Origin of the sequence: Paenibacillus albiflavus (assembly GCF_004344915.1) — a bacterium.
In the GTDB taxonomy this organism is placed as follows: Bacteria; Bacillota; Bacilli; order Paenibacillales; family NBRC-103111; genus Paenibacillus_AM; species Paenibacillus_AM albiflavus.
This window is the reverse complement of sequence record NZ_SKFG01000053.1, coordinates 1-8,116: the sequence shown is the minus strand read 5'-3', so window position 1 is coordinate 8,116 and position 8,116 is coordinate 1. Positions and strand designations below refer to the sequence as shown.

Below are 8,116 nucleotides of genomic sequence, written 5' to 3'. Positions count from 1 at the left end.
GCTGATTTCCTATAACGTCTCTTGTATTGATATGACGAGACTCTGCAAGCCCCATTTTTTGACTGAATTTCTCGGCGCGAAGGCAACAATCAACTTCGACAGTTGGCACACTGATATCCGTGGATTGGTTACCACATTTTATCCGACCGTCTGAGAATCTGCTCGCTAACTCACGACGCACATTTACCCTTTGGCTAGTACAAATACAAGACGCGAATCTTATTCTCACTACCGCGTTGCCTTCGGGCCCAAAAATTCATTTTATTTTTCTCCTCTTTGCTAATTGATCCTATGCTGCTGCTTTCTTACATTGCTCTACTTCTCTAGCTACCGCCCATATAAATCCTAATAATTCTCTTCCAACTGCCGTTATGGCTACACATTTTTGCTTCCCTCGTTGAATAATAAGCCTGAAATATCTCTCGTGAAGACGATGCTGCGCCTTCCAAGCTATTGCTTGTATTTCTGCACTTTGGTTATGACCTTTTTCTTGCATTCTTGCTGACATCGCTGGACGATGCCGATACTGCCATGCAGCTTCTGTTACTACTCTCCTGACATGGGCGTTGCCTGACTTTGTAATCTTTCCTTTCCAGTTCGTTTCTCCACTTGATCTTTCTCGTGGCACGATCCCTGCATATGCCATTAGTTGTTGTGCCGAACGGAATCGTGCAAAACTGCCTATTTCAGCCACTAATGTTACTGCTGTTACAAGCCCAACTCCTCTTAATGACTGTATCGCTTGGATTACTTCTGCCTGGGGTGCTGTTTCACTTTGTTGCTCAATTTCCCTTTCTATTCGTTCTAGCCTTTTTTCACTTTCTAATACGACTTGTAGATAATCTTGAAATACAAAATGTTCGTTTGATCGTTCAAATTTAATTGCTCCAAGCCACTTTTTGTAGCTTTTTGTCCATCTCTTCTTAATAGTTGACGGCTGGTATATTTGATGACGTAGCATAAATTTTAGGATCCGTTGTCTTGCTCGATGCAAATCTTCTTTTGCATCTTCTCTTGCTCGAACTAAGTCTCTTAGTGCTTCTGTGTCTCGATCTGGCACATAAACACTTGTTAGTTCTCCTGCTCTGAATAATTGTGCTAGTCGCATGGCATCTCTGCGATCTGTTTTAATTCGATCTCCAGCACGCTTAGGAATTAGTGATGGGGCTACTACACTACATTTCACGCCCATACTTGTTAACCATCTATATAATTCGTATCCTGTCGGGCCTGCTTCATAACATACTTCAATTTGTTCTTTGTCACCCAGTTGTTTGATTAGTTTTCTCACTGCCTCTGGCTTATGCGGAATACTTCCCCAATAACGTGCTTCTTCTCTTCCACTTTCAGCAATCGCTATGACAATGGTATCCTTTGAAACATCCATTCCTACATATTTTTGGGCATACTTCATAGTAACCAGCTCCTTCTGTTTTATAGCTCTGTTAAAATAGTTTATCCAACTACTTTAATAACCTACGTTGTACAATTGGAGCTGGTCTCGTCATAATAACTCACGAACCCGAGAGGCTTAAGGCAGCTTGCTGCCGGGTCCGACTGACTTAGCCTCGCAGGAGTTGTCCGCCTGATCCCGCTCCCCGAAATGCCTCGGGCGGACCAAGGTCGCGTAAGCGACCGCAGCGTGAATACGGCGTTGGTATGATGCCGGACATTTCGGAGCGTTACGTTCAAAAACCAATCATTGCTTGATATCCTCCTCCTATATGAAATTGATTTAATTCAGTAACTTCATTTATATATCCTTTAATCTCAATGTTCGGATTCTTTAAGTCAATATTATTAATTCCTTTATACATTTCCGATGGCACGGTTACACTAAGAAGTATTTCTTCTCCTGGCTTAATATTGAGTTTATTGTTTTTGGCTTCAATTTTAAATTCATTGCCTTTCCACCCATTCTCAATTTTTATTGGGAAACTCAAATATACATTGTTCTGTTTTATTACTTGTTTAGATTTGTTCTGTAATCTTAGAGTGTAGATCATTCCATTTTGATCTTCCCTCTGTTCAGTCATTTCCAATCTGATGTTATCAATATCGTTTGGAGTATTCTTTTCATCATTGCTGCAACTTACAGTAAATGTAATTAGAATACTCAGGAAAATGGTGAAGAATAATGGTTTTCTAATCCTCTTCATGATTTACCTCCAAATCTGTATTTGATCCGGTTTCATATAACGTTGTATTCACGAACTTCGTAAACAATTCCATATGTAGGGTATTCGCGAAACTTTTGAACTATCCTGCCCTTTAGTTTAACAAAAATAGCATCTCTTTAACTTCCGATGAGAACTTAACTATGCGTTTATAATTTTTATAATCAAATATTTATGTTTGTTTAGATTACTTTGAATTAACAAGTGCCAGAATGCAGAAAGAACCTGACGAAATTCATGATTCAGTCAGGTTCACATATCGATATGGTTTAATTTTACATCTACGTCGATAATATTGTCTTTGTATTCACTAGTTCCATATCCATAAACACATCCGCTCTTACATAGGGCATAGGCCCGATCTGCTCGACAGGAACGTGCTTGAATCCAACCGATTCATAAAGTTGAACAGCGTTCGGTAGCTTGGTGCTGCTGCCCAAAAATAGCGATGTTGCGCCAAGCACACGTGCGTGGTTAATGGCGGCATGAATGATCTTCCGTCCGTATCCGCGCCCCCGCAACTCGGGTGTAACGCTCTTCTTCGAAAGCTCGAACACGCCAGCTCCAGTTGGCACGAGTGCAACGATGTCGTTATGTTAGAGCGTCCTACTTACAGCACGGCGATTGATATTTTCAGAAGACAAGGCGCGGTTATCGTTCCGGTCGAGATCCACCCGTACGGTTACGATCTGGATCAGGTGGAGAAGCTGATGCAAGCCTACAAACCGCGACTGTTTTATCTAAATCCTACCTTTCAAAGTCCAACAGGCTACATCGTACCCGCCGAACAAAGGATAAGCCTCGTTGAGCTTGCTGAGAGGTATCAATGTTTGCTATTAGAGGACGATCCTTACCGCGACATCTATTTTGGTGAAGAGCCGCCACGGTCTCTTTTTGCTTACGATACGGCAGGATGGGTCATTTATCTTCGCAGCTTCACCAAATATATCGCTCCCGGTCTCGGGATCGCCATCGTTGCGTGCCGCCCTTCTATCATGAACTACCTGATAAAAGCCAAATTGTTGTCGGACAGCGGGACGCCTTTGGTGAATCAGAAAATATTTCTGCATTATTTTTTCAACGAGCGGCTGCAGCAGCATATGGAGAAGCTTCGCATTGCACTTGCGGTCCGCAAGGATATCGTAGAACAGGAATTGTCCGCTACCGATTGGCAGTGGAACTCCCCTGCAGGCGGATTCAACTTATGGGTTAAGCTTCCAGAAACGGTAGAGATTGAACGTTTACTCAGTACATGCATCAAGCAATCAATTACCTTTGTGCCTGGAGCGATTTGCGATCCGCTTAAGGAGTACAAATCATGGATACGCCTTAGCTATTCCTATCTGAATGAGCAGCTATTGAGAGATGGCATCAAGAGGCTTGTTGAATTGGCAGACAGTGTTTAAAAGGATGAAAAAATACCACTTCCAATTGTACCTGCAAACTATTCAATTGGATAACAGCATAGCAAAAAGAGTAAGCGCTCGTGGAAAAATGACCACGAACCTTGCTCTTTTCTTTTGCTCTATCGATTGCTATTATGTCACCATGACCGTAGTCGATGGTCTCATGTACTTCTATCATTATTTCCCAGCATAAAATTGCAAATAATTATCAATCATCGATTTCCAATAGTCGTCATTATGTTTTCCTTCATTTAAGTGATATTCAACGGAAACTCCTTTAGCTTTTAGAATAGAATACAATTCTTCCGAACCCTCGTAAAACTTAAAAGCATCTTGGTCCCCACAATCCAAATATACCTTCATTTTTGATAAATCTAGATTTTGTGCAAGAATAAGTGGGTCACGGGTTTCTCGGACTGTTTCGGTTGGATAAAGGAAAGATTTCAAACCATTTTCACCGCCAGTTGCAGACCAATCGTTCATGAATAAAGCAGGACTGTGTCCTCCTACCTTACTAAACATATCAGAATGCAAGAAAGCAGTATGCAAGCTAATAAAACCACCCATTGACATTCCGCCGATGTAACGGCTCTCGCGTTTAGCTAATGTACTATAATGACTATCGACATATTCAATAACATCTTTGTACAAATAGTCCTCATACATACCGTTATAAATCGAGTTTGGATCTCCAGGATTCATCACAGAGTAGGTTTGAGCAGAGTTAATGCCGTAGCTATTATCCAGCTCAGGAGAAACCATAATGAGCGGTACAATTTTCCCCGCCTCGATTAATTTGTCTGCTGCTTGATCGATCCCAAGACCGGGTATCCAATCCGTCTCATCCCCTGAGTACCCATGGATAAGGTATAAAACAGGGTATTGTATTTCAGAACTATAACCCTTTGGGAGGTAAACGTTCATCTTTTTTTCTTGCTCAAGAGATTTACTATAAAAGGTTATTTTTTGAATTTCCGAAGATGATAATGAATTATTCTTATCGATTGCAGGGGCATTGTTCGCAGAACACCCTATTACAAATAAGCATACGGTAGACATGATAAAAAGAGCGATTACATATTTTTTCAACATAATGAATTACCCCCTCCTAAATAACTGTAGCACAGTAAATTGTTATATATTCACTGTCGATTACTCAAATCCTCTATTTTTATGTACCAGCCACCGCAGTTACCGTTCCCCGTTTAATTCCATGAGTATTTGTTTTGCATAAGAATCCCAGTCTGCTTCGTCTGTGTTTATCTCTAAAGTAGGAATTAGCGATTGTTTTGCACAAATGCGAAGTTTCTCCTGATCCTCTAAGAACTTCTGACATGCCTCTGTTACTGTGGAGCGGTTTTCCATTACAAATGATTTCCAAGCTTCGCCACGACTTTCGATAAATCTGGGCTCATCAGCATCTTGAGACAATGTTAAGAGTACACAGCTTGCATTCATCCTAGATAGTCGGTTTTCGAGCATCTCAATTTCTGTAGATTCTATAAATGCCGCTCGATGATTTATATGGAACCTCTCCAAAAGATAAAATATACCGTTTGATGGTTTCGTATGACCAAGTGAATCAATCCAATTGTATTGTTGCTCAAGATAGTCAATATGACGATTTAAAAGTTGAATATGTTCATCCTTGTCCATCGATCTTAAGACACCTCGGTATGAATGCAAAACTTGCGAATAGTGTTCACTTATTGCGATTATCGTTTTTTCATCATTGTGTGTTTGACTATGTAACCTCTTTATTGCAGAAAAGACTGATGTTTTTCCTGTGGTCGACAACCCTTCGATTATTACTCCTCTAATCATATTTCACCTCTTCAGACTTAAAGTTAGTGACACAGCGTAAATATGATGTTATCAGAAGGACTTGCCTTCCATGATATTTCTCTCAATGCTTATAACCTATCTTCTATTCCGATTCATCCATCCCAAGGCGTAATCAACCATTTCTCTCTGTGGTATCAGATAACTCACAGCTTCTCCTACCAGTCCTTCTGTTACTATGTTTGTGTTAGATTTGAACTCATCAAAAATCTTGTTAAAATCATCAGATTCATTATTAATATCATCATATGTAGTCCATTGTTCATTTCCATCCACAGGCATTTTTACTCCCCAAACTTTAGGCTTCATAAAAGTGTTTTTCTGTCTGTATTCAGCCAGATGTAATGAGGTATTTGTATTCGTCGGAACTCCTAGTAATAGAATATATCCTTCTAATTCATAGATCCTACCTAGGGGAGAAGTCTCGCTTAATGCATAATCTAATTTATGATTTCCCGTTATTCTTTCAGCATCTTTACCCCAAGCAGCAAATGAAACATGGGGGTGTGAGCTTCGGAGCACTCCATTTTGTTTTCTGAATGTTTCGGGAATAATCCCCATATACGAAGTCGGTGTTATATCAGGGTAATATATGGGCATATTTTCTTTTATTATTTTAATTTCCTCTACGGTCAAGCTATCGTTATATTCCGTTGGTTCACATAGATGTTCAGTTTGAGTCGGCATAACAATATTTCCATTCATCCCTACTGCCTCTTCTAATGCTAATATAACAGTAACAGGCCCACCTACAACTTTCCCTAAAGATTTCAAAGAGGAGTGGACTATCAAAGTCATTCCCTCTCTTACACCAATTCGTCTTAAATCATCAATAATTGTCTTTCTCGTCTGCAAAGCACTTGATGTTTCCATTTTTATCTCCTCAAAAAATTTGTTTAATAAAAGCGAGTCTTTCCGATAACGTCTTTGTATTCACGAACCCTCACTGGGCTTAAGGGGCGCATGCCCCGGGTCCGCCGGACTTAGCCAGTGCAGAGTTGTCCGGCTGCCTCCTCTTCCCCGAAATGCCCTTGCCGGACCGAGGGCCGAATGGCCCGAAGCGTGAATATCGTGTTATGCGCCGTTACTGACTTCGAAGCGTCACCTAAAAACCTTTGATCAAGATTATAACTCTATTGTTTACTTTGGTATAAAAACTCAACTTCACGATCTAACAAATATCGATATTCAAATAATTGCATTGTTCTTTCCCTAATTCTCTCCCGTGTAACCTTTGCTAGGCTTACCGGTCCTTGTGTTCCAAGGTAACGATTATAAATAAATGTATTCTCTACAAATTTTGATTCCTTTAAGTGATACTGTAACCATTCTTTCTGCGATTCAATTAGTGCTTCTCTTGATTCACTATCCAATTTAGAAAGAAGCTTTTTATATATTTGATTCAACTCTTTATCCCAAATCTCTGTATATTTGCCTTCCAACGCCCCCCATTCCAATGTTGTAGTAATCTCTTCGGAATTTTGAAATTCATTAAATTCCACATCATAATCATGATCTATAGGATTTCGAAGCATTTCATCATAAAAATCTCCTTTCAATTCATAGTTCCCAATGCTCATGGATAACACTATATTGTTAGAAGGATCTGATCGACCTTCAGTTATTTCTTTCGATTCTGTTCCATTACCTGTACTCACTACATCAGGAGGCAGTTCAGAATTCATTATTGATTTAGTTTCGATGTCCAAAGAAGTCGATTGACTACTATTTTGACAAGATGACAACATTATCGTAATAAAAAATAATAAAAGTATCTTACCTTTCATAAATTAACTCCTTAAATATATTATCTTTAATATTTACAAGTAATGGCGCGTAACGTTGTTGTGTTCCCGACGCCTCACCGACTTAAGCCCCGATAGGGGCGGCCGCGATGCGGTTAGTCGGTGCAGGTGTGTCTGCTGAATATGCTTCCTCGAAATTCCTCATGCAGACCAAGGGGCGGATGCCCCGCAGTGGGAACACGGTGCTATAGGAAGTTCTTGCCTTCTTTGAATCTTCTCCAAAGTCTATTCTTTATATATTCAATGGTTACTTGTATTAATGTTCATTAACAATCTATCATTTTTGATGATTTACGTTTATTATAAGATTTTATTAGGTATGCAATCTTTCCAATGATAAAATGACTTATACCAAAGCTTAAAATAATACCAAAAAAGGTGACTAATAGAAACTTAACGTATGCTGACATACTCAAGTTTTCGAATGCGTACTGCAAAATAACGACAACTGGTACATGAATAACATAAACAGTAAATGTATTGGATGAAAGATTTTGAAACAGTATACTTGCTTTGTTGAATTTCACATAAAATAAATAAATTATTCCGATACATAACGCTGCACACAGAAATGTTTCAAAGACGGAATAGGCTAGGCTTCCCCAAGTAAATCCGCCTTTTTGAAAAAAACTCAGTTTGCCAGAATACATTATTATAACAAGGATAACACCAATAGCAAGCCAACTAAGCCCAAGGGATTTGGGTATATTTCCCATCCATCCTCTTCTCGCAGCTAAAAGCCCAAGGATAAAAAAACTGGCATACTGCGGCACATGCGCAAATTCAGTTTGTATTATTCCAAGAAAGCCTACCCAGTGGTCGATAGGATACCAAATTCGAATTACAAAAGTAACAACGGCAACAAAGAGCGTAAAGAGTAATATAG

At 39.6% G+C, this 8,116-nt stretch carries 9 protein-coding genes and 1 pseudogene; 1 reads left to right on the top strand and 9 read right to left on the bottom strand.

Annotation, left to right across the window (positions count from 1 at the left end; genetic code table 11):
* The 4 genes from E0485_RS25375 to E0485_RS23965 form a co-directional block, all read right to left on the bottom strand.
* A partial coding sequence (locus tag E0485_RS25375) for a hypothetical protein (RefSeq protein ID WP_207911048.1) occupies positions 1-181 on the bottom strand: 181 nt, incomplete at its 3' end.
* Between the two features lie 108 nt (positions 182-289).
* Positions 290-1,414, bottom strand: coding sequence for an IS110 family RNA-guided transposase (locus E0485_RS23975; protein ID WP_132420291.1), 1,125 nt, complete (start codon positions 1,412-1,414; stop codon positions 290-292).
* Between the two features lie 274 nt (positions 1,415-1,688).
* Positions 1,689-2,159 (bottom strand): hypothetical protein, encoded by a 471-nt coding sequence (locus E0485_RS23970; protein WP_132420572.1) that lies wholly within the window; start codon positions 2,157-2,159, stop codon positions 1,689-1,691.
* 299 nt (positions 2,160-2,458) lie between these two features.
* A complete protein-coding gene (locus E0485_RS23965; protein ID WP_235857699.1) occupies positions 2,459-2,734 on the bottom strand; it encodes a GNAT family N-acetyltransferase in 276 nt (91 codons plus the stop codon).
* A 27-nt stretch (positions 2,735-2,761) separates the two neighbouring features.
* Here E0485_RS23965 and E0485_RS23960 point away from each other — a divergent pair.
* Positions 2,762-3,583: pseudogene (locus E0485_RS23960) on the top strand (aminotransferase-like domain-containing protein); the annotation flags it as partial.
* 177 nt (positions 3,584-3,760) lie between these two features.
* Here E0485_RS23960 and E0485_RS23955 read toward each other — a convergent pair.
* From E0485_RS23955 to E0485_RS23935, 5 genes are all read right to left on the bottom strand, one after another.
* Positions 3,761-4,675, bottom strand: a complete 915-nt coding sequence (locus E0485_RS23955; protein ID WP_235857698.1) for an alpha/beta hydrolase — start codon at positions 4,673-4,675, stop codon at positions 3,761-3,763.
* Positions 4,676-4,774: 99 nt separating this feature from the next.
* The gene (locus E0485_RS23950; protein WP_132420571.1) at positions 4,775-5,407 is read right to left on the bottom strand and encodes a hypothetical protein; all 633 of its coding nucleotides are present in this window, start codon (positions 5,405-5,407) and stop codon (positions 4,775-4,777) included.
* Positions 5,408-5,503: 96 nt separating this feature from the next.
* Entirely contained in the window at positions 5,504-6,298 is a 795-nt protein-coding gene (locus E0485_RS23945) for an aminoglycoside N(3)-acetyltransferase (protein WP_132420570.1), read from the bottom strand.
* Positions 6,299-6,558: 260 nt separating this feature from the next.
* A complete protein-coding gene (locus E0485_RS23940) occupies positions 6,559-7,212 on the bottom strand; it encodes a lysozyme inhibitor LprI family protein (RefSeq protein ID WP_132420569.1) in 654 nt (217 codons plus the stop codon).
* Between the two features lie 284 nt (positions 7,213-7,496).
* Positions 7,497-8,116 (bottom strand): acyltransferase family protein (locus E0485_RS23935; protein ID WP_165921279.1); only part of this gene is annotated, 620 nt, incomplete at its 5' end.

Bases quoted from the DNA above. Each gene is read 5' to 3' on its own strand.
- E0485_RS23955 (WP_235857698.1), bottom strand. From the start codon at position 4,675: ATGTTGAAAAAATATGTAATCGCTCTTTTTATCATGTCTACCGTATGC.
- E0485_RS23950 (WP_132420571.1), bottom strand. From the start codon at position 5,407: ATGATTAGAGGAGTAATAATCGAAGGGTTGTCGACCACAGGAAAAACA.
- E0485_RS23940 (WP_132420569.1), bottom strand. From the start codon at position 7,212: ATGAAAGGTAAGATACTTTTATTATTTTTTATTACGATAATGTTGTCA.
- E0485_RS23975 (WP_132420291.1), bottom strand. From the start codon at position 1,414: ATGAAGTATGCCCAAAAATATGTAGGAATGGATGTTTCAAAGGATACC.
- E0485_RS23945 (WP_132420570.1), bottom strand. From the start codon at position 6,298: ATGGAAACATCAAGTGCTTTGCAGACGAGAAAGACAATTATTGATGAT.
- E0485_RS23970 (WP_132420572.1), bottom strand. From the start codon at position 2,159: ATGAAGAGGATTAGAAAACCATTATTCTTCACCATTTTCCTGAGTATT.